Origin of the sequence: Photorhabdus heterorhabditis, from assembly GCF_001280945.1 — a bacterium.
Classification (GTDB): Bacteria; Pseudomonadota; Gammaproteobacteria; order Enterobacterales; family Enterobacteriaceae; genus Photorhabdus; species Photorhabdus heterorhabditis.
The window spans coordinates 167,436-192,644 of sequence record NZ_LJCS01000002.1 but is presented as its reverse complement, the minus strand read 5'-3'; the positions used below and the strand labels follow the sequence as shown (position 1 = coordinate 192,644).

The window sequence follows — 25,209 nt, the reverse complement described above, 5'->3', positions numbered from 1 at the left end:
CTGTTACAAAATATATAAAAACACATTAATATTAATCATTTAATAACCAATGTTAATAATTTCAAATTAATTTTACTTTTTTGTTTAATTATGTGACATACATCACAAAATAGATCTCATTTCAGACAAAAGTGACTTGCAAAAAGCGGACTTTTGTTATTGCACGAACAGGTAAAAACCTTTCCCTCTGTCTGGCAATGCTGAGGCAATATCACAGCAATTGCGTTAGCTTTTTTACGGAAAAAGCCAGAAAATAATTGGAAAAATATTCATATTGGTCATTCTTCTAGATTATTTTCCTATTTTTATTTTCACTATTTTCATATGGGAATATTTGCGATTTTTTATTATCATTAGATTATAGTAAATCCAGTAAATATTATTCCCACGAAAAATGAAAGTAAAAAATAAGAGTTGTGAATAATGATTTTGTGTTTGTGTAATTATTTTTCACCTATTATACAAAAATAATTAATCCTGTAATTTATAAAAACAATCCATTATTGTTTTTATGAACTAGACTATGAATGCCCCCAATTGGGAGAAGTTACTTGTACAATAATTTAATATGTTGATTATAGAAGGATATTATTTAATTTAAGAGGGGTATATGAGTCAAAAGAATGATTTTAAGGCTTTTTCTATTAAGAGTGGCGCTAATGTGGTGAGTCAATATTCTTATGAAAATAGCCCAGAGTTACAGACTGGATTGACACCCAATAGTCCTGTCGATGTTCACTTGTTAAATAAGGCATTGCGTCAATCATCAACCATATCATCTGTTGTGGCTGATTTTATCGCGACACAATCGGGTAGTGATGTTTTGGATGATGGTGATATAGCTAAACTTACCGTGCAATTAAATCAGGCGTTAAAACAAAAAGTTACAGCAGAAATTCCCAGTGCCTCATTGACACAAAAAGGCATTGTTCAACTGACTAATGAGATAGGTAATAATGACACATTAGCAGTGACACAAAAGTTAGTGCAAGAAATCGTCAATTCATTGCGTGGAAATATTGATAGCAAAGTACCTAATAGCCGGAAAATAAATGGTAAAGCGTTGACCGAGGATATTAATCTGAACGCGAGTGATGTGGGGGCATACACTCGGGCGGAAGTGTATACTCGAGCAGAAGTAGATAAATTGGTAAAAACAACCAGTGAAATTCCTGTTGGTTCTCCTATTCCTTGGCCGTTGCCATATCCACCTTCCGGTTATTTTACTTGTAATGGTTCCGCTTTTAGTAGATCACAATATCCGAAATTAGCAGAAGCTTATCCTAATGGCAGATTGCCCGATTTAAGAGGTGAGTTTATTCGTGGTTGGGATGATGGCCGCGGAATTGATGGGGGTAGATTACTTCTGACAAACCAGAGTGATGCAATTAGAAATATTACCGGAGGATTCTCAGCCCGAAGGGTGCAGATTTATCCAAACATATTCAAGACAATTGGCTGTTTTGGTGCGAAATTTGATGAGCCATATGTTATAGCCACAAGCCAGATATCGAATATCGGTGATGGAGTAGATGATATAACTTTTGACGCATCACGTATGGTTCCAACCGCAAATGAAAATCGCCCTCGCAATATCGCATTTAACTACATCGTAAAGGCAGAATAATAATGACACACGAAAATATCTTAGATACTGAAACCGCTATATTAGGTGAAGATGGTTTAGCAACTAAAGCCGGTTGGATAAAGATTTATCATGTTAATCCTTATTCGAGAGAATTCGTTGGCACTAATGTTGAATATGTGGCAGAAGGGATAGGTGTATCCGCACATTCTTATCCTGATGCGCCAAATCTTCCTGATGCCGATAATCTGGCTGTGCGTCGCAGTGCGGACGAAAGCCATTGGGAAATTGTCCCTGACCATCGAGGGAAAATAGCTTACGACACACAAACGGGTACACAACAGGAAGTTTCTGAACTGGGTGAATTAGCAGAAACATTGACATTCGAGCCACCGGCGACTGATTTTGATCAATGGGATGGTGAAAAATGGGTAACGGATATTGAAGCGCAACAAGCCAGTCAGATTAAACAGGCAGAACAACAACGTGATATTTTCCGCCAACAAGCCAATGAGGCCATAATGGTATTGCAATATGCGGTTGAAACTGAAATGGCATCGGAAGCTGAAAAGGCGTTATTACTCGATTGGAAAAAGTATCTAGTATTATTAAGTCGGGTTGATATTTCATTGGCATCAGATATTAACTGGCCTGAAAAACCGCAATGATTTTACCGTATTTAAATATTTTTTAAATCTGCGATTTAATTTAATAAAAGCTCGTGTAAAAACGAGCTTATCGCTGTGTTATGAGTAATGGGTATATACCGAATGAACTTCAAGATGCTTGAGTCGTCAGACATAAAAACATTTAAATTCAACAACATAATCTTTTTCAAACATGCACTTTGAAGTATCTTGAGTATAAATTAAAGTGAGTTTTTCAATAATTTAATTTAGGAATAATATATGAGTCAAAGAAATGATTTTAAAGCTTTCTCTATTAAGAGTGGTGCTAATGTAGTGGATCAAAATTTATATGAAAATAGTCCAGAGTTACAGACTGGATTAGCACCAAATAGTTCTATTCATGTTCATTTTTTAAATAAGGCACTGCGTCAATCGTCAGTAATATCATCCGTTGTAGCCGAATTTATTGCGAGAGAATCTGGCAGTGATGTTTTGGATGATGGTGATATAACGAAACTTATTGGACAATTAGATACGGCATTGAAACAAAAAATTGCAAAAGGAATGCCTATCGCTTCATTAACACAAAAAGGGGTTGTTCAGCTTACCAATGTCGTTGGTAATAGTGACACATTGGCAGTGACACAAAAATTGGTGCAGGAAATCGTCAATTCATTGCGTGAAAATATTAATAGTAAAGTACCCAATGACCGGAAAATAAATGGTAAAGCATTGACCGGTGACGTTAGTCTGAATGCGGGGGATGTGGGGGCTGCATCAATTAATGATGCAATGCGTTTTACTAATTTGAATGGATGGGAAAACATATATAACGGTTATTCTTGGGTTGCCCCTAATACGCCTTTCGTCACTCGATATGGGTTGCCAAATGTGTATGGAGTCCAGTTAAGATTTAGTAATGTAAATGGTGCATCAAGCGAAGGCATTGAGGGAGTATGGAGTCACAGATTAGTTTTCATGCATGAAGGCGATACATATCGTACAGATAGTATAAACGCCGATAGCAAAAGACAATCTACACGCAGGTTTTGGGATGATAGAAACGCTAAACCAGATAATAATGGATTCCTTAAACGAGCCTCTCCGGTAGTAGAAATTTATCCTGATGGCACATTCTCAACTAATGAAGAATCAAAGAGCGCAGAAGTTAAAAAAGAAGGGACCGGCATATATCACCTATCAAATATTTTAGGGTATAACGCGGATGGTGGTTGGGGAATACATGGGGGTATTTCTGTTCCTCACGATAACAATAATCTCGAACTGATTTTTGTTAAGGATCATGTTCAACCTGATGGTTCCATTATTGTTAAAACTTTCCACCGTCAACATTCACATTTGCCTGAAATGTTTCAGAACTGGCGAGTCAAATCTATTGATGACGAGGGTAACAAAATATTCTATCAGGATGGAGAACCCTGTGATATTCCCGACTATTGCCGTTTAGATATTCGTGTCCAAATGCCAGAAGATTCACCGTGGAACTTGAGACAAAAGAAGTTACAGGAAGAATATAAATAACGTGCACCGCTGATCACAATTCATAATTTGTAGTAATACGGGGTCTAATGTGGCCCTGTATCTTATTTTTTATGCAATTATCCGGCTATTTGTAATATACCCAATAGATTTCAAGATGCATCGCGGCGGCAAGGGAGCGAATCCCCGGGAGCATAGATAACTATGTGACTGGGGTGAGTGAGTGCAGCCAACAAAGAAGCAACTTGAAAGATGACGGGTATAAGTGTTTATCTATTAATTCAGATATAATTTCCAGTAAAAACTCATCAGGTCGTGACATCTTAATTAATCATATTTAGGTAGTTAGTCGATTTGTCTTTATTAAAAGTCTTGAATATGACCAAGGTATTTTATTCCAATGTTAGGAAAGCCATAATTAAATAAAATCCTAATTCCATCTATATTTTTATTTTTCTGACAAGTCAGATTTTAATTATTAAAGATGGTCAAATAAGAAATAAGACAAGTCCGAAAATACATTTTAATTATAATATATAACTTTTGGTTTTCCCATTAAATACAATCAATTAGATAATTTGGCGGAATTCATTGCATGATATTTCACTTTGATAAGCTTGCATTAAGTCAATATACGTGAGAATTTATTTACCAGCCGACACACGGTGGATTTTAAATATCATTAAATGTGCTACAGCATATTAAGTTGTTATAAATAGATGTTAATTGATATCTTCGTTTATCTCATCTTGTTCGGTTATTTAATCAGGTTTGGTGCGGTTTAACGTAAGTAAGTTTGCACTTCCTGTCATATATAAAGGTAAAAAGGTGCCATGAATACTCAACGTAAGCTTGATAAAGTAAGGCCGCCCCGTGTTCAGATTACTTATGATGTCGAATTAGGTGGTGCGGTCGAGAAAAAAGAATTGCCTTTGGTTATTGGTGTGATTGGGCAATTTGCTGAGCAATCAATTCCTATGCGTGAACGTCGTTTTATGCATGTTGATAAAGATAATTTTAATGCTGTGATGGAAGGTTTATCACCTTCGTTGGAATTACAGGTTGAAAGTGCTCTGCCGGGTCAGAGTGGATTTATTAATGTTGATTTGCGATTTAAATCAATGGCTGATTTTACCCCAGAGAATCTGGCGAAGCAGATTGAGCCACTGCGTAATTTACTGGAAGTTCGCAGCAAATTGAGTGATTTGAAAGGTCGTGCATTGAGTAATGAAAAATTGCGTGACCGTCTGGCGGAAATTCTTGCTGAACATGCGGATAAATTACCGCAGGTAAATGAGGGAGCGGAAACCGCCGTCACAGAAAATACCGCGGATGACGCCACCCCGGAAAATAACAATATTCCGGAAGATAACAATGCACAGTGAGGACAGCATGGAACAGAGCGTTGTTGAACAGCAAGAATTGAAAGCAACGGAAACCAGCGGCGATTTTCTTGATCAGATTATTGATAACACTCAGGCCATTCGTCGTGAAACGGATCGTGATCGGGTAAAAAGCCAACTCGACCAGTTTTTAGCAGAAGTGACTGCGGGCTCATTAGTGGTTTCTGGTGATTTGGTAAACAGCATTGAGGAGCGTATCGCCGCGATTGATGCGCTGATGTCCGCCCAACTGAGTTTGGTATTGCATCATCCAGAATTCCAGTGTCTGGAATCATCCTGGACGGGGCTTAAAGGGTTACTCGATCAGAGTGAAACTGAGAATACCCAGATTCGCATGTTGAACGCGACAAAAACCGATTTGATTAAAGACTTTAAATCGGCTTCTGATTTCGATCAGTCAATGCTGTTTAAAAATATTTATGAACATGAGTACGGTACCTTTGGTGGTGAACCTTACTCGGCATTTGTTGGTGATTTTGATTTTGATAACAGCCCAGAAGATCTTTACTTACTGGAGCAGATTTCTCATGTGGCGGCTGCCGCCCATGCACCGTTTATCAGTTCGGCTAATGCAGGCATGTTGGGGCTGAATGATTTTGGAGAACTACCGCGTCCGCGTGATTTGTCCAAGCTGTTTGACACATCCGACTATTTGCGTTGGAAACGCTTCCGGGAATCTGATGACTCCCGCTATGTCGGCCTAACTTTACCAAGAGTGATTGGACGTTTGCCTTACGGAGCAAAAACCATCCCGGTTGAACAGTTCTGTTTTGAAGAGCAGATGAGAGAAGGGGACAGCAGCAGTTATCTGTGGATTAACGCCGCTTATGCATTGGCTGGCCGTATGGTGGCTGCGTTTGAACAATATGGCTGGTGTGCCGCGATTCGCGGTGTGGAAGGCGGGGGATTGGTAGAGGCATTGCCGACTCATCATTACTCCTCTGTGTCTGGCGAAAAAATGCTGCAATGTCCGACTGAAGTGGCTATTTCAGATCGCCGTGAGAAAGAATTGGCAGAATTAGGCTTTATTCCGCTGGTTTATTATAAAGGTACTGACTACGCTGCATTTTTCTCAGTGCAGTCGCCAAATAAACCCAGGAAATATAATTCTGACTTGGCAAATGCTAATGCGAAATTATCAACACAATTGCAATATATTATGACGACCTCTCGTTTTGCACATTATTTGAAAATGATTGTGCGTGACAAAGTGGGTAGTTTTATGTCCCGTGGAGAATGCCAGACTTATCTGCAAAGTTGGATCAGCCAGTATATTGTTGGCTCTGATACTGTCGGCGCAGAAATTAAAGCCAGCCATCCATTGCGGGAGGCAAGAGTTGATGTTGTTGAAGTTCCCGGTTCGCCTGGAACATATCGTGCAGTAGCTTATTTAAGGCCACACTTCCAATTAGAGGGGTTAAGTATGTCTTTACGGTTGGTTGCAGATTTACCACCGTCTTCGGCTGCCTAATTATTTTATTTATTAATATTTATCCTATTCTATTACAAATAACAGGAGTAGTTAATTATGAGTTCTTCTATTTTTTTACAAATTGATAGTATTCCAGGTGAAAGTACCGACAGCCAACATAAAAGTTGGATTGAACTGGAGCATGTCAATTTTGGGGTGTTCAACCACGCACGTATTGCAGACAGTGGTAAACGTAAGATTACTGTTGGTGCAGCGGATTTCCGCACCATCGATTGTGTGAAGGTGATGGATACCAGTTCTATCAAACTGTTGTCCGCGGCAGCGCAGGGGACTGCGATTAAGAATGTGAAATTGGCAATCTGTACGATTTTCAAAGGAGAAATGCACCCTTACGCGGAAGTTGAAATGGACGAATGTATTATCTCCGATGTCCATGAAACTTGTTCACGTGGCGGCGAATTCCCGCAAGAGCAATTTTCCATCACTTATTCTAAAATTAAATGGACATTCACACCACTCAGCCCAGACGGCACCAAAGGCAGCAAAGCAGGTCCAGAAGGTTGGGATCTCATCGAGAACAAAAAACAGTAATTTTTACTGTTTACTGCCGGCCTTTGGCCGGCAGTTTTAACCAGAAAGAAAGGATATTATGATTCAACCTTCATTTCTCCATCGTCTGAAAGATGATCATCCACAAAATGAAGAACGTGGTGTAACGCCCACTTGGTCACATCAGGAAGTTGTGAAAAGCCTCATGTTCGATCTGAATATGTTATTTTCATCAAGACCGATTTCCGCAGTTTTACCTTTATTTGGTGAGTTACCGAAATCAGTTTTAAATTATGGCGTTTCTGATGTGATTAGTGTTGATATTTCGGATGATGAGCGTATTGATGCACTGAATAATAATATTTACCAAGCTATTTCCTGGTTTGAACCACGCCTGAAAAATGTCGTTATTACATTACAAAAAAATACACCGGAGAATATTACTTTTTGGGTGAGTGGAATTTTTTTCAACGAGCAGATTGTGTTTTCTATCTCATGGAGCAGTACCGCTTATACCTATTCAATTTCATGGGACAGATCATAATATGATGTTATTACCACAGAAAATACTGACTTATTATAATCGGGAGCTGAGTTATTTAAGGCAATATGGTGCCGCTTTTTCTCAGCATTTTCCTAAAATTGCTAAACGTCTTGGATTTGCGGAGGGCGTTTCAGAAGATCCCCATGTAGAACGGTTAGTAGAATCTTTTGCTTTTCTGACGGCCAAGATTCATCAACGTATTGATGAAGATATGCCGGAATTGAACAACGCAATGCTGGAAGTACTGGCGCCACAATTCTTACGTCAGATCCCGTCGGTGTCGTTGGTACAGTTTCAGCAAGACCCGTTGGCATCGGGTGTGACTGGCGTGATGACAGTAGCACGGCATACGCCGTTAATTTCTCAGCCAGTCGGTGATGTGGCTTGCCGTTTCCGCACGGTATATCCGCTGGAAATGTTGCCATTGGATTTAACCTACGCAGAACTGATGCCAGATCCTTATGATCGGGATTTTATCTTAACGCTGAATTTCACGCTGTGGCCGGGGGCCAGCTTTCAGGCGCGCCATATTCGGTTGTACTTACATGGAACGCCGATATTGGCCCATAGCTTATATGAACTGTTATCGGCGCAGGTTAAGCAACTGGAATGTCGGTTGGGTGAGCGCGTATTCAATATGGATGGCCGAGATATTCAGGTCGTGGGTTTCGAGCCGCAGGATAACTTGTGCGCTGATGATCTGATGATAAATCCGACTCATCATCTGTTCCGCGATTATTTTAGTTTTCCTGAACGGTTCCTATTTCTGGATATTCCGTTGCCTGATGCGGGTTTAATCACTAAATCAGCCGGAGAACTGCATTATCGTTTCCGGCTTAAGGATTGTGCTGCGCTGCGTCGTATTGAGCGTATGAGCGATAAAGTGGATAACGAAACGTTTCGGCTAAATTGTGTACCCGTAGTAAATCTTTTTTCTCATCAGGCGGAACCGATTATCCCGTTGGAAACTGAGCACGAATATCTGGTTCAGCCGGATGCGCGTCGTCCACAAAGTATGGAAGTCTATACCATCAATCGGGTTGAGATTGTCAGACGTCAGCAGGAGCAATTAAGTTCTAGATCGATACCGTCATTATTCGGTATTGAACACACACAAGATGGCGAACAGCCTCTGTTGTTCTGGCAAGCATCACCGCGCCCTTCACTCAGGCACAACGAAACAGGAATGAATATGTTTATCGGTTTTTCCGATAGCAGTGGTGAGCAATTAAAGTCAGAAACCGATGTGGTGGTATTGAATTTAACCTGTACCAATCGTGATATGCCACGGCTGTTGAGCAATGGTCATCCTGATGGGGATTTTGAATCAGAAGTTGCTTTGCCGGGCGTAAAAATTCTGGGATTGATCCGCCCCCGATTTCCGGTGCGCCCACAACCGAACTGCGCATTGAACTGGCGTTTGGTATCACAGCTCAATCTGAACCAAATGTTGCTGAGTGGCTCGCAAGGCGTTCAGTGCCTGAAAGAGACGCTGGAGCTGTACAACTTACATAGTGATCCCGCTATATCGCAGTTAATTGCACAGTTACAACAGATTGCGGTTGTGCCGGTGAGTGCACGCCTGAATCCGGCTGATCCCTATTCTCTGGCGCGTGGATTGGAAGTGACGTTGACATTCCAGACACAGGCGGGTGAGTTTGTCGATTTTTATCTTTTTTGCAGTCTACTGGAACGTTTTATCGCTATGTATGCGCCAATTAATAGTTTCACGCAGACAGTGATTCAATTGGAGTCGGTCAATAATAGTATGCGTCGTTGGCCTCGTCGTAGCGGGAGGCTGACATGGCTTTAGAAAATAGGATACGTCTGGCTGGTGGCCGCTTTTATCAGAATGTTCGTCGTCTGCTTAAATGCTGTCACTATCGGCGGAGTGGTGAGACAGAAATTACTCCTGATGATGTGGTGCAATTTAGCTCGGTCCTTACGCTGGATGCGCCGGAAAGTGAAGTGGATGCTTTGTTGTCACCGCAGCAAGAGGGTGAACAGTATCACATGGCGGTGTATCACTTTGGGTTGCTGGGAACGTTTGGTGCATTGCCGTTGCGCTATACCGAATGGCTGATTGATCGGCGTTATCGCTATGGCGATGAATCAGCTCAAGCGTTTATTGATATTTTTACCCATCGTCTGCTCAGTCTGCGTTTTCAGGCGTGGCAGAAATATCGGTTATTTGTTAATGCAGAATTGCGAAGCCGTCGGGCGTTACCCGCGATCATTCCAGCAGTTGCCGGGCAATTAACAGCAAGTGAAACTCAGCATGTTTATCCTGCCTGCGTTGGCTTGTTGGCAACATCTGTCCGCTCAATGGTGAATTTGCAACATCTGTTACAGCGGGAATTTAACATGGCGATCAGTATTCAGCCGTTTCGGGGACGTTGGCAATATGTAGAGCAAATGCACTGTTGTTGCCTGGGCCGCAGTTTGTTGGGTGATAACCCGATGTTGGGGCGTGCTTACTGGGATATTCAGTCAGGATTTCATATTCAGCTGGGTCCGTTTGCAGCCCAGCAGCGCGCCGATTTTATGCCGGGAAATGAACGATATCGCAGATTGACGCGGTGGGTGTGGCAATTTGCTGGTCCGTTGCTCTCTTTCTCGCTGGAATTGTTGGTACAGCACGATGGGCGAGGCAATAGATTAAATGGCAGCCGTCGATTGGGATGGGGCGGTTGTTTGGGGGATACCGGCGATACCCATATTCAGCATGTGTATCTGGGAGAATGTGTGAGTCCTTATACGGTTTGAACAAAAAATTCAGGTGAGAAAATATGCTGTTAGGGCAAAAGAATCGTTTTTTACAGGTTATCGGCAGTCTGTCAGATATTGTGGCGCTGAGTAAAATCAGAGGAGAAGAGCGCTTGTCTCGTCCTTATTCCTTTTCTGCCGAGCTTTATTCCAGCGCGGACTGGGACAAACTGGAGTCTTATATTGGTAAACCATTGGCATTTCGTATTGGTGATGCACCAAATCACCGTATTGTGCATGGCATATTGACGGAATTGCAGCAACAAGGTTTTACCGATGGTCAGTTTTGTTATCAGGCGCGAGTTGAACCGTGGCTGAAAATGTTGACGTTAACCAGTAACCTGCGTGTTTATCAACGCATCAGTGTACCGGATATGGTGTGTGATATTTTCCGTAAACGTGGGTTTAACGATGTTGAATTAGCGTTAAAAAGCAGTTATCCGAAACTTGAATATTGCATGCAATACAAGGAGTCAGATTTTGATTTTGTGACGCGCCAACTGGAACAGGCAGGTATTTTCTACTTTTTCCGCCATGAAGAAGGGCGCCATGTGTTGGTACTGGCTGATCACCCTTCGACGTTTATTAACGCCCCTCTGGCGGTATTGCCGTATCAGTCGAAGCTCGGTAGTCAGCAAGGATACGGGCTGCGTGCCTGGCATATTCATCGTACGATGATCCCAGGTATGGCGGAAATGAGTGGCTATAACGTTAAAAATGCATCGGTAGTTAGCGCCAGTGCTAAAGCGAATAGTGGTTATTCCGTCAATCCGAAGCTTTCTATCTATGACGATCGGCGGCAGGAGGAACGTAATCAGCTGGAGGCGCAGGCGGCGCTGTGCATGGAACAATGGGAATCACAGTCGCATTATGCAAATGCGGTTAATAGTTATCCTGGTTTGCAAGTTGGACATCAATTTACATTGAAAGGGCATATCAGCGCTGATGGGCGTTATGCGGTGGGCAGTCAGCAATTAAAAGCGGAAAGTAATCTGGAGGAAGGCGGGTTGTTGTTTTCGTCGCAGGTGACGCTATTTCCGGCAAATAAAACATTCCGCCCACGTCCTTCAGTTACGCGGCCCTATATTGCGGGTGTGTTGTCTGCGTTGGTTGTGGGCGCGGCATCGGAGGAGATCCATACCGATGCACAGGGGCGTATCAAAATCCAATTTCATTGGGATAAAGAACACAAAAAAAATGATGACAGCTCTTGTTGGGTGCGTGTGAGTCAGTTTTGGAATGGTGCAAAATTTGGTGCTCAATTTGTGCCACGTGTGGGCAGTGAAGTGCTGGTGAGTTTTGTCGACGGCGATCCCGATAGTCCGCTAGTAACTGGAACGGTTTATAACGGAGTAAAGATGCCTCCGTTTGCGTTGCCGGGACAAAAAACGCAAAGCGGCATTGCTACTCGCAGCAGTGCAAAAGGTACGGTGGAGCAAGGGCATCAATTTTGTTTCGAAGATAAGAAGGGTGAAGAATTTATTTTGCTTCACTCACAAAAAGATCTGCATCTAAAAGTGAAAAATGATTTTTCGGCGAATATCGGTCGTAATGCCTCGTGGGAAATTGAAGAGAAGCGCGATACAACAATTAAAAAAGGCCACGATACGTTAATTCTGAATGAAGGTAATGCTGTCACCGAGGTGAAAAAAGGCGATAAGAAGCAAACACTGGATCGCGGCAATTTCACCACGACTGTCAGCGCTGGCAGCTATTCTCTGGAGGTATCCAGAGGCAGCGCCAAAATTAACGCTGGACAACACTGCACGATTACGGCCAATCAGGGAATTGAGCTGAAAGTGGGTGCCAGTAAATTGTCGATTACCCCTGCGGGGATCACCATCAAAGCGCCATCTGTCACGGTAGAAGGGTCAGGGAAACTGGCATTGAAGAGCAGTGGTGTGGCAGAACTCACGGGAACCACAGTTAAAGTACAGGGCAGTGCAATGGCACAGTTAAAAGGCGGCATTGTTCAGGTGGATGCGACCGGTATTGCGATGGTGAAAGGGATCTTGACCAAGATTGGTTAATAGTGGAATCAACGGATAATGAGAGTTTGGAGCAATGGCTAAATTACAACACTGTCAGCTTTCGTCACAGGCGGAGTTGGTATTACAGCAACACGTAGCACATGAGCAGAATCTATCGGCACTTAGCCAGGAAATGTTGTGGCAGGATGCTGTGTTCTACACCATTTTCATGTTGCCTTACACCCAGGCTCTGGAACTGGCACTGACATTTATCTCCTGTGTTTATGAACGGGATCTGGGGCAGGAACAGCGGTTGCTGTTGCAGCAGGTGCGACACTGGCGCGCTAATGGGGGTGACCTGTTACGTCATGAATTGTTCGAGCAGGCACAGACTATTGGGTTTGATAACCCTATCTCGTGTCTGGCGCTGTCGGTTTTCTGGAGCGAGGGCAGCATGACCACGCCGGATCTTGAAGATGTTTATCCGCAGCCGTGGCAGTCACTGGCGGCACTGGCAGATGCGCTGTGTCTGATCCTGCACTTTTATGGTGAACAGCCGGAACAGCAAACGCGGTATGCCGAACAGTTTTTCCAACTGGCGCATGGGCACTTAAGGCAATTGACACCATTACAGGATCAAGGCCGCAAAAACTATCTATACCATGAAGCTATGTTATCAGGAGAAAAATGATGCCAATGCCAGCAGCTCGGGTAGGTGATATGCATATTTGTCCAATGATGTCTCCTGCTGTACCCCCCATACCGCATGTGGGCGGCCCGATTATGCCGCCAGGCGTACCAACCGTTCTGATTGGTGGCTTGCCCGCTGCGACGATGGGATCGTTATTGGTGTGTGTGGGGCCGCCGGATACGGTGGTGATGGGAAGTCCAACGGTGTTGATTGGCGGACGGCCAGCGGCCAGACTTGGCGATTTGTGCGCGCATGGCGGCACGATCACGACAGGCTATCCGTTGGTGATTATTGCCTGAAAGGGAAGCAAGCGTGAATTTAGCACAGACAGACATCACACGTTTTTTACATCCTATCTCTGCTGATACACCTGCGGGATGTGATATCGAATATGAACCTCTTTTTGAACAGATAAGCGCTGCGCGTGAAGTTGATGAGGATCTCCCACAGGATGATGAGTGGGGATATGAAACACGTCAGGCTGACTGGCCTCAGGTTTCAGTGTTGTGCCAGGAAGTATTGGAAAAGCACAGTAAAGACTTACAGATAGCTTGTTGGCTAACTCAGGCACAAGGGAAACTGTATGGTTTGGCAGGTATTGCTGGCGGTATGACATTACTTGCCAGCCTACTGGAGACTTTTTGGCCGGTACTGTATCCGCCGTTGGATGATGAAAAAGGAAACCGTGCTGATGCCCGTCTTGGTCGGTTGAGTTGGCTGGATAAACAACTGGTCAAACAGCTGGATAACCTGACACTGACTAGTGATGGTAAATTGAGTCTGAGCGTTTGGCAGCGAGTGCAGTATTTTGAACAACGTGTCGCGGCTAATAGTGAATTACGCGCTCCCCTGATCAGTGATGGCTATTTCGGGATCGCTGAATGTGATGACAGTATTCGCGCTACGCCGGCTGAACAATTTGACCAGCTATTGGCACAGGCAGAACAAGTCAAGCAAGCATTGGAAAAACTACACCAAATTATGGCGGGTCTGGTGCCAGATACTGGCAACAGTATGAGTGCTAGCGCCCAGCGATTACAGGAGATGGTGGCATTAATCACGCGTTTTCATGAAATTGTTGCGCCGGAAGCCACGCAGCAATATCACAGTGGGGAAGTGTTATCGGGAGGAACAGCGGCAAACGGTATCAATACAACGTTGGCAGAAGATCGGTCGCATCATGAAATACGCGCTGTTGCCATTGGGCAGATGATCAATATCGCCAATTATTTTCGTAAGAATGAACCCACCAGCCCGGTGCCATATTTAATGGAACGGGCAGCGCGCTGGGCAAATATGGGAATGGCCGAATGGCTGGAGGAAATGATGGAAGATAATACCTCAGCGCGACAGGAAATTATGCGCGTGATAAAAGGACCAGAGAAAAATAGAGAGTAAAATAATGAAGAATAAGATGAATTTTTATAATGTTATTAAACGTAGTTTCTTAGTATTACTAATGATTTTTTTAATCAGTGGTTGTAGTGATTCAATGTCTAATAATGAAAAACGATTACAAGCGATTGAACAAGCTAAACCTATTTACACTAGTAATGCGATTCGTTTAAAAATGACAGCTGATCCACAGCTGAATGTTTTTAATAATATGCCAAATAGTTGCACGATATTAATTGCTCAGGCGGAGAAACGTGAACAATTGGATAAATTACTGGCTAATCCCTCGCTATTACGCAATTTATTTGCGGGTACGGGTGCAACAGAAAATATATTACAGCTTGATAATTATGTGATGATGCCGGGGCAATCTGTATTTTTACATATTGACAGAGCGGAACAGGCACGCTATGTCGCGCTGATTGCGGGTTATTATCCGGCTCCAGAAAGCGCACATGTGCGGGTATTATCGCTACCGTTGCGTCTTGAGCAAAGTGGTTGGTGGAATAAATCCTGGAGTGCTGAGTTTGTTCCTATGAATATTGATTTAATGCTGGGGCGTTATGCGATTACCCGGAGTCATGTCTTTGCGGGCAATGCGGGAGATGAAGTGATTTTCCCCGGGCAGGCAGCAGTATCTGATAATAATGGGAATCTGTTGAGGAAGTAAACGCCATGTTTGAACATAAACCGATGTATTGGTATTCAGGATTGTATTTACAACCGCAACATTTTCAGGCGCATGAATTGCAACATGAATATTGGCAAGGACGTTATCAGCTATTGACTCAACCTTATGCTTTCGGTGTCGTAAGGCTGGTGTTTAATCTGGCCGCGCTGAGTGATGAAGTACTCAGTGTTCATAAAGCGGCATTCGTTTTTCCTGATGGTTGTTATGTGGATTGTGATGTGAATGGTGTGCTCAGTGCCCGCTCACTGCGCGATTGCTGGCCGGAACGTGAAAAACCACAGCGCATTTATATTGGCTTGCGGACGTTTAATCATAACCAGAGTAACGTCACCGGTGTCGCGGATGCGACTAGTGTAGGTGATATTACTAGCCGTTGGGTGACATGGCCACAAGAGCAGAGGATACGGGATGCTTTTGGGGAAGGGCCAGAGGCAGAAGTGCAGCAACTCACTTATAACTTACGTTTTTTTCTGCATGATGAGATTGCACAGGCAACGGGCTATACGCTGTTACCTGTGGGCCAACTGCGCTGTACGGGTGATGGTATTGAACTGGATAACCGCTACTTGCCGCCATGTTTGACGTTATACGCTGTGCCACAACTGGGACAGCGTATTGATCAACTTTGTCAGGAATTGACAGGGCGTGTCCATCAACTGGAAGAATTGAAGCGCCCGCAAACATTGGAAGCAGAAGTTTATACTCAGGAGAAAAGCACATTATTACTGACACTGCGTACTCTGGTGCGTTATGTCGTGCAGTTGCATCACTATCAGGAGACGCGTGATGTTCATCCTTTGCAGATTTTTGGGCTATTGCGTCAACTGATCAGTGAACTTTCCTGTTTTACTGACCGTTGCTCTTTTTTGGGGGAATGGAATGGCCGGGAGGGGACGCGGGAGAAATATCAGCATTTGGATCTGGCTTTAACACTCAATAGTTGTGAGCGAACAATTATCGATCTGCTCAATGCGCTGGTGCTAGAACCGAACACGGTCATCCCACTGCAACAGGAATACAGCGGTTATTATCATGCGGCGTTCAACGTAACAGGTGCGAGTGAACAGCAACGGATCTATTTGGTGCTGCGCTCTGACAGCTTAACTCACAGCGAGCGTGAAATTCCTGATGATCGTTTGATTAAGTTGGCGGCAGCGGAACAGATTGACGGCATTATTAATCGTGCTTTGCCCGGAGTGCGTTTGTATTACCAGGAGATTGCCCCACACGGTTTACCTAACCGAATGAATACCCGTTATTTCCGGGTAGAGAATCGTGGCGCGTTGTGGCGGCAGGTAGAAGATAGCGAACGCGTGGCGGTGCACTGGGCTGATGCGCCGGACGATTTACAGATAGAAATCGTTATAGTGAGAGTGTCGTGATGTGTTTGTTGGATTGTTACATTCCGGTATTTACCTGTGTGTTGCGTATGATCCAGCAGCAGGTGAATCAAGCCGAAGAGCTGCGGCAGACATTGTTAACCGCGCTGACGCAGGCGCAGAATGAAGCGCAGCGGCATGGTTATGGATTGCAAGATATCGAAGAGGCGAATTTCGCGGTGGTGGTTTGGGCTGATGAAGCTATTTTGTGCGCAGGTCAGAAAGAATTGAATGTTTGGCGACAGTCATCGTTGCAAGCGCAGCTTTATGATGCTGAACTTGGCGGAAATACATTTTTTGATCGTCTGGCGGCATTATCTGCGGATAATTATCAAGTTCGGTTGGTCTATGTTTTTTGCCTGCTTTCTGGATTTTATGGGCGTTATGGCAGACGTGACAATTTGGAATTGCACAATATTATCCAACAGGAATTAGATAATTTCCCTGATACTTTGCGTCGTTATATTGCTACAAAAAATCACAGGTTGATGAACACGTGCGATAATATTCTGGAAAATAAGCGGCCCAATAATAAATGGCGTAGGAAGTTAATGTTATTAATATTGTCTCTTACCTCAATTTATATTTCTATCACAGTTTATTTATTGAATATTAGCCGATAAATTCGGAAATTAAACATGAAAAAGTTATTTTATGCCATTGGCTGGCTCAGCGTGATGGTCGTCCTTCTGTTACTCAGTTTAATCATTGCTGTGGCATTTTCATGGCCAACAATCGGTGGTCTGATATTATTTCTTTGCTTATTGCTGTTGTTATTACTGCTACGTGGGACGATGGCATTAATACCGCAAATAACAAATAGGCTGAGTCGGATAAATAGGTTCTGGCGGCAGGGAAATAATCGTCTGGAATATTTACTGTATCAGCATTGGTGGTGGGGAGGACGTTTACAAAGCTGGCGTCGATTCCGTTCTCGGTTACACCGTAACGGTCCTGTTCCTCCGTGGTTTCTGGTGGTGGGAGAACGTGGTAGCGGTAAACAACCGTTGTTAGCACACAGTAATGTGGTGCCTATGGCAGGGAGAGATCTGACATCGTTTTCGGAGAATGCCTTTACTTGCCGTTGGTGGTTTTTCCGCCGAGCAATGTACATGGTAGTTTCTGGCCGTTATACCGAAGGGCGATCCTTGTATCGGCAAGCATGGTTACGTTTGATACGTTGGATCGCACTGGTGCATAACCCTGCTGGTGTACTCGTTTGTTTGTCGGTGGAGCAGTTACTAAATAGTGACAATAGAGCGCTTTATATCATGGCGCGTAATGTACGTGCGCAGTTGGAACCGTTGCAGATACGTTTGGAACGTCGCTTACCGATCTGGTTGATTCTGACACACAGTGAAGCATTACCGGGGTTCAGCCATTGGTGTTCGCAATTGTCGGCAGAGCAGCGTGCTGATTTATTGGGCAGTTTTATCAGTCAACATACCGATGGCAATGTCACTGATGTGCTGGATAAGAGCATGCGTACGATGGTCGATACCCTGAAGATGATGCGTCTTAAGCTGCTTAATCAGCAACGGCAGCAACCACGGTCGGAAGTACTGGCATTGCCGGAAACCGTTGCTCAACTGAAACCTGCATTGGGCTGTTACCTGAGTGCATTATTCGAACGCGATCATTATCTGGAGCATGGCCTGTTACGCGGCGTGTTTTTTACTGCGGAACATCAAACCGAGTTACAGCAAACCGAAGGCGTTTTTAGCCACCGTTTATTGGGGGAATATCTGCCCGGCCAGATTCGACGTAGTGATTCTGTTTTGCTAACAGGTTGGCGAACATTAGCCAAACGCACGTTGGTTAGCGTGTTTAGCCTGACGATGGTGTACGGCGCCGGTAGCGCATTGGTTAATACCTGGCGTGGTGTCACGCAGCTTGAGAATATCCATGAAACCCATCCGCTTGAACGGAGCTACTTACGTTATCAGCAGGTTGAACGCTGGTTACAGCAAACCTTGCCTCCTCTGCTTTTTTATCCTGTTACCTATACGACAGAACAACGTATGGCGAGGGAATATCAGCAGCAGGTTTCTGTTGATGTGTTCAATCCTGAGTCGACAGTCACTCGCTTGCTAACACGTTTCCAGAATGCTGAAGCACCGCAAAAACGACTGTTGGTTTTGCATTGGGCGCGTTTTATCAATATCGAACAGGCCATGGCGCGTGGTGCTTCGCTGGAAACTTTACAACACATGCCCGCTTATTCCGCTACGTTATTAAGCGGTACAAACGACTCTTTACGGGCAGATCAGCGTGTGGCATTGCGTTTAGCGCAATACCGTCAAGGCAATGCACAACAAGCGTTTGATCAATGGCGGGATACATTGCAGGCATTATTGGAAGATTCCAGCGACTGGCAGTGGCTTTTGGCGGATGAACAGCCGACAGGAACGCACTCGCTAACGTTGGCGGATTTCTGGCCGCTGACGGGAGATGATGCCGCTAAGGCTAACGCGCGTATTCGTGGCATTTATACTCGGGCAGGTGAACGAGATATTCAGGCTACATTGGTCGAGTTAGAGCAAGCTCTCAACCGACCGGCAGTTTTTCCTCCTTTACAACGCTCGTTTTATCAACAATATCAGAATCAGCGTCAGTCTGAGTGGTTGGCATTTGCTCAAGCAATGCCACAAGCGGAAGGGTTGGTACGTGGCAAGAAAAACTGGCAAACACTGGTACTAGCAACCGGCCAGTATGGCAGTCCTTATATTGCTTTTCTGTCGCGGTTGGAGAGTGATCTGTCCACAGTGAAGCAGGAAGATCGGCAGCCTTGGTTGCAAACACAGCAGCGTTTATGGCAACTGCATGGCTATGTGCAAAAAGGCAGCATGATGCAGCGTGTCTCGCTGGGAAATATTTCCTTACGTCAACGCATAATGTCATGGCTTGGTATTTCACCGCAGATCTCTGTGCAACTGGATGACAATACGTTAACGCGCTATCGCGATTACCGGCAGGCCATACAGTTGAATAGCCAACGTGAATTACTCAGTGATATGGAAACTGAATCGTTAGTCAAAAATGCGTTGAGTGATGGGAAAGGGGAACTGAACGATGACGGTTTGCGTACATTATTCAATCGCTTCGCGCTGTGGCGTCATGAAACGGAAAGCAAGAATGCCGGGGTGAATGAAACCTTGTGGCGGCTCTATCAGGGGGATGCTCATCTGGTACTGCGTTATGCCTTCTTAAGTGCCGCCAGCCGCTTGCAAACACAGTGGGAAAGTAAAGTGATCTGGCCGATGGAAAAATTAAGCGGACAAGCGCTGTTCGATGGCCGGGAACTGAATGCTCGATTGTATGAATACAGTAATGCATTTGTGCGGGATACGGCAGATTATGCGCTGGATATTCGTCCTGCAGGCATTAAGCGTCAGGAAATTGAAGGGGTGGCTTTTCCATTTAGCGACAATTTCATTTTTTATATCAATAACTTGATTCAACCGAATAACATGCTTTCATCTACATCTGATATTCGTCGCCGTTTGCAAGAAAAGCTTACTTTGTTGGAAAACGAACATGAATTGGCGGCGGTACAGCAGCAGAAACCAGAACAAGAGCAATCGGCAGAAGTCGTGATGACTAGTCAGCCCGCGACGGCTAACCGGGGAGCACGGGTGTTGCCAGTTGGTAGTTCGGTGACATTGAGTTGTGATGATGGTGAACAGCAACTCAGAAGTATGAATTTCAATGACAGCATGACCCTGCGTTGGAACCCAGCATCATGCGGCAAGGTACAAATTGATGTGTATTTCCCCAGTTTTACGCTCAGTAAAAGCTACGTTGGTACTGATGGTTTGCTGCAATTTATACGCGCTTTCTCCCGTGGTGAACTGACACTGGCAGCACAGGCATTCCCGCAGCGGCACAATGAATTAAGTTCGCTGGGTATCAATAATGTCACCGTGCGCTATCAGATCAGCGGAGAGAAAGCCGTTTCTTCATTGTATCAACAGTGGCAACAACGTCAGCAGCAACAAACCGCGTTGTTGGAACAACGCAACCGGCTGGATAGTCAGTTGCTGGATTTAAGTGAACCGACAGTGGCGAAAGGCTCTCTTTCCACACTGCCGTTACAAATCACCACCTATTGGAATGAATTAAGGAAACCTAAAAGTGAGTAATTATCTGAAACAGATCGTGGGTAAATTAACGATGGAAGCGCGTCAGTGTCTTGATGAGGCGGCTAATTTGGCGGTACGGCGCACCCATCATGAAGTGGAAATTGAACATTTGCTGCTAGCTTTGTTTGAAAAACAGATGTCGATGATGGAGCAGGTGTGTCATCACGGTGGTATTGATGCTATCGCGTTACTGAATGCTTGCCAACGGTCGCTGACGCTATTGCGTAGCGGTAATCATCGTCCGCCAGTATTCTCTACCAATCTGACAGAATGGCTGGAACAATCCTGGATGTATGCCAGCACTCGTTCTCACTTGGGATCGTTGCAGATTACCGCTCAGGCGTTGATTGTGGCATTGCTCGTGAATCCATCACTGCAACATTCACTCACCTCGGAGCTACAACAGGCGTTACAGGGTAACATTGATGCGATAGAACAGTGGTTGTGTACACAGGTACATACCGAACCGCAGCAAATGACGGCTGCCAGGGATAATACGCAATCTGCTCTGGCACAGTATGCTCATCATCTGACTCAGGCGGCACGTGATAACAAATTGGACCCGGTTTTGGGACGTGAACAGGAGATTCGTCAATTAATTGACGTGCTGTTGCGTCGTCGTCAAAACAATCCGTTGTTAACCGGTGAAGCAGGTGTCGGCAAGACAGCTTTGATAGAGGGGCTTGCTCAACGTATTGTCGATGGCCGTGTGCCGGAGGTGCTGACGCAGGCCGAATTATTCACACTTGACATGGGGCTATTGCAGGCAGGTGCTAGTGTGAAAGGTGAGTTTGAAAGTCGCCTGCAAAACTTATTAGACGAGGTGCAGGAATATCCGGCACCCGTGATTTTATTTATTGATGAAGCGCACACTCTGATTGGCGCTGGTGGTCAAGCTGGACAAAACGATGCAGCCAATTTGTTGAAACCGGCATTGGCACGGGGTGAATTGCGGGCGATTGCTGCAACTACCTGGGCCGAATATAAGAAATACTTTGAAAAAGACGCAGCGTTAGCACGTCGTTTTCAGGTGATTAAAGTTGAAGAGCCTTCTCTGGAACTGGCGACAGCTATGTTGCGTGCCATAACACCGGCTATGGAAACACATCATGGAGTCAAAGTACTCGCAGAGGCGGTAACCGAAGCCGTGACATTAGCTAGCCGTTATATCAGTGGGCGTCAGTTGCCGGATAAATCAGTCAGCCTGTTGGATAGCGCCTGTGCCCGTGTCTCAGTTTCACAGACTGACGAACCTGCGCCTATTGAAGATCTGCGTGCCATGCTGGCAAATATTGCTACCGAACAGGAAGCATTATTACGAGAAGGTGGTCATGAAACTCAGTTAAAGAAATTGGCACAACGTCAGGCCGAATTACAGGCGTCACTGGAAGAAATTTTGCCGGAATATCATGTTCAGCGTCAGTTAGTGAATGACATCCTCGCTTGTGAAGAACATGACGAACAGCTACCCGTATTGAGGGCAGAACTGCATCAACGCCATCGTCAACACGCCTACGTATTTGACTGTGTTGATGCCGCCTGCGTAGCGGATATTGTTGCGGGTTGGACGGGAATACCGCTTGGTCGGATGGTGGAAAATGAACGTGATGTACTGCGTCAGCTCGAAAGGCGCCTTGGTCAGCGAGTTATGGGACAAGATCATGCGCTCAGTCAGATAGCCCGGCAAATTCGAATTGCCAAAGCGCAACTGGCCGATCCGGTCAAGCCTACCGGAGTATTTATGCTTGCAGGTCCTTCTGGTGTTGGGAAAACGGAAACCGCTCTGGCATTAGCGCATGAATTGTATGGTGGTGAACATCATATGATTACGATCAATATGTCGGAATATCAAGAAGCTCATTCGGTTTCTGGCCTGAAAGGTTCTCCTCCAGGGTATGTCGGTTATGGACAAGGTGGCGTGTTGACCGAAGCAGTTCGGCGTCAGCCTTATAGTGTGGTACTCCTTGATGAGGTGGAGAAGTCACATCCTGATGTGTTGGAGTTGTTCTTTCAGGTGTTTGATAAGGGCATGATGGAAGATGCGGAAGGGCAACAGATTAACTTCCGCAATACGTTGATTATTCTTACCACTAATGCGGCATCGGATTGGGTGATGCGGGCAGTAATGCATGGGGTAAAAGAGGAGGGCGAAAATCGCTCGGCAACACTTGAAGATATTCAGCAGGTTATCCGACCAGAACTGCAACGGATTTTTACTCCCGCATTTTTAGGTCGTTTGCAGGTTATTCCTTATTTGCCGGTACAGGGTGAAGTTCTGCATGCCATTGTGCGTCATAAACTGAATAAAGTTGTGGAGCGTTATCGTCAGGCAACTCAGTGTGAACTGCACTATAGCGCTGCGTTGGTGGATTTTATCGCTGAAGGGTGCCGGATTGCCGAAAGTGGGGCCCGTGAAATTGATAACTTGTTAATGCAGTTTGTTCTACCGTTGTTATCGGATCAATTGCTACTAGGAGATACGCCAGTGAATGAGGATGTTTGGCTGGATGTTATGGACGATCAGGTCCAGTTATTGTCAGAACAAAACTAAACTATCACCATAGAATATTATCAACTTAGCGTAAGAAGCTGCCCTCTCTGCTATTATTATCTTATGATGTAACATCAGTGTTACGGAATGAGATCCTGATGAAAATGAAAAAGATAGTGGTCTTTTGGTTTGCTTTTACGCTAGTTAATTTTGCGCTGGCACTGCTAAGTTTGCAAGTGCGTGATGTCTGGAGCTTGTCGTCATTGGTGTGGTTTCCGGCGGGTTTGTTACAAGGTATTTTTTGTGCCAGGGCGCCCCGGTACTGGCCTGTCTGGTTAATAACGGGGGCGTTGATTTCTCTGACCGCGAGCCAATGGTATGGCAGACCAGTAAATGTATCGTTGATATTTGCTTGCATCAATGTCGTGATGTTGGCAGTGACGGGGCTAATCTGGCAATTTTTTTACGGTGTAATGTGGGCGCCAAAACGAGCAAGGGATATCTTTAATCTGACAGTGCTTTGCTCATTAAGCGGAATTATTGAGCGATTTGTTGCGAAGTTAGTACTTTATTTATTGGACTACCCTACCGATATATCCATTTCATTATCAATTGCCGTAGGCTCTGTGTTGAGTTATCTGCCGTTTACGTTTTTTGTCATTTCTTGTATCACCTACGAAAAGAGTCGGGCTGGAGATAAGAGAGTCTATGGTTTATGGCTAGTGGCTTTGTTAGTCATGGCAGCGTTGTTTACCAGCCCGTCACCTGAAACCGGGAAAATACAGTGGCAAGGAGTAGCGCTCATGTTTTCCTTCAGTTTGCCGATGCTACTAGCGTTAAGTGGTGATTTATTGGTATTAGGCAGCTTCTTATCTTTATGTACGCTGGGGATTGTGAGTGCAACCATTTTTGGTTTTGGGCCATTTTCATCTCCATCAATGAACCTTCAACAGAATGTACAAATGGCGGCATGGTACAGTACCGCGTTTACCTTGCCTGCGTTACTATGCTGTGGCTGTTTATATAACGCAATCAATGCATTGCATCGTTGTAAAGCGCGTTTTTTGTTAATGAAGATGATGCTGGAACAAGAACAGATTAACTGTTTTCGATTAAGTGCCGATGGACATCTGTATTGGCACCATGATTCGGTTTGGATGCGGTGTGGAAAAGCGCCTGTCTACTGGTCACAGTTGATGGCCTGGGTGCATAAAGAAGATAGACAGAAAATTGAACAGCTTAAGAGTTCAGTTTCTTTGATGCCACAGATGTTAAAAGTGCGGATTGCTGATGGCAAAGGTGAATTTAACCAAGTCATTATCGCCTTGATTGTTCATGTGGGGGAAAATGCCGGTTTTATTGAAGGAACTATGCGTGAAATAGCAGATAGAAAATAATATGGAGAAATAACCTATGTCAAGACGAGTTATTATTGCTGACGATCATCCGGTATTTCTATTAGGACTGCGTACAGTATTGGCAACATTACCCGAGAATTATCAGGTTGTGGGGGAAGCGCATGATGTCTCGGCACTTTTCTCTCTGCTGGCGGAAAAAGAGGTGGATATGCTGATTACGGATTTCAATATGCCAGGTGATAACCAGATAGATGGCTTGAGGATGATTAGTCGGATACGTGAGCAGTATCCGAGCTTGCCGATTGTGGTGATCACGATGATTAGTGACCGAAAGATAATTGCGTCGTTGATTGATTACAAAGTGAAAGCGATTTTAAATAAAAATAGTCTATCTCACGAGCTAGTGAAAGGGTTGTACAGCACAACGGGACGTGATGAGCCTTATTTAAGTGAGCAATTTCTCGAATCTCCGGGTGAGGAAGTTGTAAAAGCACTCACCGGCAAAGAGCTAGAAGTGATGAAATTATTGGGCCAGGGGTTGAGTGTGAATGATATCGCTGCGCGTTTGTACCGTACTAAACAGACGATCAGCGCACAAAAAATCAGCGCAATGAAAAAGCTGGGATTAGACAATGAAGCTGCTCTTTATAATTATTTGCATCAGGTTGGATTGGGATTGTAACA

20 protein-coding genes are annotated in these 25,209 nt (G+C 44.6%); all 20 read left to right on the top strand.

The genetic code is table 11. The features are described 5' to 3' along the window. Positions 1-610: 610 nt before the first annotated feature. The 20 genes from AM629_RS01800 to AM629_RS01705 all read left to right on the top strand — a co-directional run bounded on the left by AM629_RS01800 (position 611) and on the right by AM629_RS01705 (position 25,207). A complete protein-coding gene (locus tag AM629_RS01800; protein ID WP_054475595.1) occupies positions 611-1,627 on the top strand; it encodes a tail fiber protein in 1,017 nt (338 codons plus the stop codon). A 2-nt stretch (positions 1,628-1,629) separates the two neighbouring features. After that, entirely contained in the window at positions 1,630-2,253 is a 624-nt protein-coding gene (locus tag AM629_RS01795) for a tail fiber assembly protein (RefSeq protein ID WP_054475593.1), read from the top strand. A 240-nt stretch (positions 2,254-2,493) separates the two neighbouring features. After that, the gene (locus AM629_RS01790) at positions 2,494-3,756 is read left to right on the top strand and encodes a phage tail protein (RefSeq protein WP_054475591.1); all 1,263 of its coding nucleotides are present in this window, start codon (positions 2,494-2,496) and stop codon (positions 3,754-3,756) included. A gap of 791 nt (positions 3,757-4,547) precedes the next feature. Continuing rightward, positions 4,548-5,099, top strand: coding sequence for a type VI secretion system contractile sheath small subunit (gene tssB, locus AM629_RS01785; RefSeq protein WP_054475589.1), 552 nt, complete (start codon positions 4,548-4,550; stop codon positions 5,097-5,099). Between the two features lie 7 nt (positions 5,100-5,106). Further along, positions 5,107-6,588: a type VI secretion system contractile sheath large subunit gene (tssC, locus tag AM629_RS01780; protein ID WP_054475608.1), complete on the top strand. Its 1,482-nt coding sequence runs from the start codon at positions 5,107-5,109 to the stop codon at positions 6,586-6,588. 57 nt (positions 6,589-6,645) lie between these two features. After that, positions 6,646-7,140, top strand: a complete 495-nt coding sequence (locus AM629_RS01775) for an Hcp family type VI secretion system effector (protein ID WP_054475587.1) — start codon at positions 6,646-6,648, stop codon at positions 7,138-7,140. A gap of 58 nt (positions 7,141-7,198) precedes the next feature. Next, entirely contained in the window at positions 7,199-7,642 is a 444-nt protein-coding gene (gene tssE / locus AM629_RS01770) for a type VI secretion system baseplate subunit TssE (RefSeq protein ID WP_054475585.1), read from the top strand. Between the two features lies 1 nt (position 7,643). Next, positions 7,644-9,455, top strand: coding sequence for a type VI secretion system baseplate subunit TssF (tssF, locus tag AM629_RS01765; protein ID WP_054475583.1), 1,812 nt, complete (start codon positions 7,644-7,646; stop codon positions 9,453-9,455). After that, complete coding sequence (gene tssG, locus AM629_RS01760; RefSeq protein WP_054475581.1) at positions 9,446-10,408, top strand: type VI secretion system baseplate subunit TssG; 963 nt, start codon at positions 9,446-9,448, stop codon at positions 10,406-10,408. Before tssF ends, tssG begins: the two co-directional genes overlap by 10 nt. A 23-nt stretch (positions 10,409-10,431) precedes the next feature. Continuing rightward, complete coding sequence (locus AM629_RS01755) at positions 10,432-12,438, top strand: type VI secretion system Vgr family protein (RefSeq protein ID WP_054475579.1); 2,007 nt, start codon at positions 10,432-10,434, stop codon at positions 12,436-12,438. Between the two features lie 34 nt (positions 12,439-12,472). Beyond that, positions 12,473-13,069, top strand: a complete 597-nt coding sequence (locus tag AM629_RS01750; protein ID WP_054475578.1) for a DUF6931 family protein — start codon at positions 12,473-12,475, stop codon at positions 13,067-13,069. Then, on the top strand, positions 13,069-13,368 hold the full coding sequence (locus AM629_RS01745; RefSeq protein ID WP_021323682.1) for a PAAR domain-containing protein: 300 nt from the start codon (positions 13,069-13,071) through the stop codon (positions 13,366-13,368). The genes AM629_RS01750 and AM629_RS01745 overlap by 1 nt, the downstream gene beginning before the upstream one ends. A gap of 13 nt (positions 13,369-13,381) precedes the next feature. After that, positions 13,382-14,467 carry a type VI secretion system protein TssA gene (gene tssA / locus AM629_RS01740; RefSeq protein WP_235525372.1) on the top strand — a complete coding sequence of 362 codons (1,086 nt, stop codon included), beginning with the start codon at positions 13,382-13,384 and terminating at the stop codon, positions 14,465-14,467. A gap of 94 nt (positions 14,468-14,561) precedes the next feature. Next, positions 14,562-15,134, top strand: coding sequence for a type VI secretion lipoprotein TssJ (locus AM629_RS01735; protein WP_235525371.1), 573 nt, complete (start codon positions 14,562-14,564; stop codon positions 15,132-15,134). Positions 15,135-15,139: 5 nt separating this feature from the next. Beyond that, positions 15,140-16,537, top strand: a complete 1,398-nt coding sequence (tssK, locus tag AM629_RS01730) for a type VI secretion system baseplate subunit TssK (RefSeq protein ID WP_054475573.1) — start codon at positions 15,140-15,142, stop codon at positions 16,535-16,537. Continuing rightward, positions 16,537-17,157, top strand: coding sequence for a DotU family type IV/VI secretion system protein (locus tag AM629_RS01725; RefSeq protein ID WP_054475571.1), 621 nt, complete (start codon positions 16,537-16,539; stop codon positions 17,155-17,157). Before tssK ends, AM629_RS01725 begins: the two co-directional genes overlap by 1 nt. Before the next feature lie 15 nt (positions 17,158-17,172). Next, positions 17,173-20,676, top strand: coding sequence for a type VI secretion protein IcmF/TssM N-terminal domain-containing protein (locus AM629_RS01720; RefSeq protein WP_054475569.1), 3,504 nt, complete (start codon positions 17,173-17,175; stop codon positions 20,674-20,676). Next, entirely contained in the window at positions 20,669-23,227 is a 2,559-nt protein-coding gene (gene tssH, locus AM629_RS01715) for a type VI secretion system ATPase TssH (RefSeq protein WP_054475568.1), read from the top strand. The genes AM629_RS01720 and tssH overlap by 8 nt, the downstream gene beginning before the upstream one ends. Positions 23,228-23,325: 98 nt before the next feature. Next, positions 23,326-24,564, top strand: coding sequence for a hypothetical protein (locus AM629_RS01710; protein ID WP_235525370.1), 1,239 nt, complete (start codon positions 23,326-23,328; stop codon positions 24,562-24,564). Positions 24,565-24,580: 16 nt separating this feature from the next. Beyond that, the gene (locus AM629_RS01705; protein WP_054475564.1) at positions 24,581-25,207 is read left to right on the top strand and encodes a response regulator; all 627 of its coding nucleotides are present in this window, start codon (positions 24,581-24,583) and stop codon (positions 25,205-25,207) included. Positions 25,208-25,209: the final 2 nt, after the last annotated feature.

What these genes read in the sequence shown, in the direction of transcription:
- AM629_RS01800 (WP_054475595.1), top strand. Translation starts at nt 611, where the DNA reads ATGAGTCAAAAGAATGATTTTAAGGCTTTTTCTATTAAGAGTGGCGCT.
- AM629_RS01795 (WP_054475593.1), top strand. Translation starts at nt 1,630, where the DNA reads ATGACACACGAAAATATCTTAGATACTGAAACCGCTATATTAGGTGAA.
- AM629_RS01790 (WP_054475591.1), top strand. Translation starts at nt 2,494, where the DNA reads ATGAGTCAAAGAAATGATTTTAAAGCTTTCTCTATTAAGAGTGGTGCT.
- tssB (WP_054475589.1), top strand. Translation starts at nt 4,548, where the DNA reads ATGAATACTCAACGTAAGCTTGATAAAGTAAGGCCGCCCCGTGTTCAG.
- tssC (WP_054475608.1), top strand. Translation starts at nt 5,107, where the DNA reads ATGGAACAGAGCGTTGTTGAACAGCAAGAATTGAAAGCAACGGAAACC.
- AM629_RS01775 (WP_054475587.1), top strand. Translation starts at nt 6,646, where the DNA reads ATGAGTTCTTCTATTTTTTTACAAATTGATAGTATTCCAGGTGAAAGT.
- tssE (WP_054475585.1), top strand. Translation starts at nt 7,199, where the DNA reads ATGATTCAACCTTCATTTCTCCATCGTCTGAAAGATGATCATCCACAA.
- tssF (WP_054475583.1), top strand. Translation starts at nt 7,644, where the DNA reads ATGATGTTATTACCACAGAAAATACTGACTTATTATAATCGGGAGCTG.
- tssG (WP_054475581.1), top strand. Translation starts at nt 9,446, where the DNA reads ATGGCTTTAGAAAATAGGATACGTCTGGCTGGTGGCCGCTTTTATCAG.
- AM629_RS01755 (WP_054475579.1), top strand. Translation starts at nt 10,432, where the DNA reads ATGCTGTTAGGGCAAAAGAATCGTTTTTTACAGGTTATCGGCAGTCTG.
- AM629_RS01750 (WP_054475578.1), top strand. Translation starts at nt 12,473, where the DNA reads ATGGCTAAATTACAACACTGTCAGCTTTCGTCACAGGCGGAGTTGGTA.
- AM629_RS01745 (WP_021323682.1), top strand. Translation starts at nt 13,069, where the DNA reads ATGCCAATGCCAGCAGCTCGGGTAGGTGATATGCATATTTGTCCAATG.
- AM629_RS01735 (WP_235525371.1), top strand. Translation starts at nt 14,562, where the DNA reads ATGTCTAATAATGAAAAACGATTACAAGCGATTGAACAAGCTAAACCT.
- tssK (WP_054475573.1), top strand. Translation starts at nt 15,140, where the DNA reads ATGTTTGAACATAAACCGATGTATTGGTATTCAGGATTGTATTTACAA.
- AM629_RS01725 (WP_054475571.1), top strand. Translation starts at nt 16,537, where the DNA reads ATGTGTTTGTTGGATTGTTACATTCCGGTATTTACCTGTGTGTTGCGT.
- AM629_RS01720 (WP_054475569.1), top strand. Translation starts at nt 17,173, where the DNA reads ATGAAAAAGTTATTTTATGCCATTGGCTGGCTCAGCGTGATGGTCGTC.
- AM629_RS01710 (WP_235525370.1), top strand. Translation starts at nt 23,326, where the DNA reads ATGAAAATGAAAAAGATAGTGGTCTTTTGGTTTGCTTTTACGCTAGTT.
- AM629_RS01705 (WP_054475564.1), top strand. Translation starts at nt 24,581, where the DNA reads ATGTCAAGACGAGTTATTATTGCTGACGATCATCCGGTATTTCTATTA.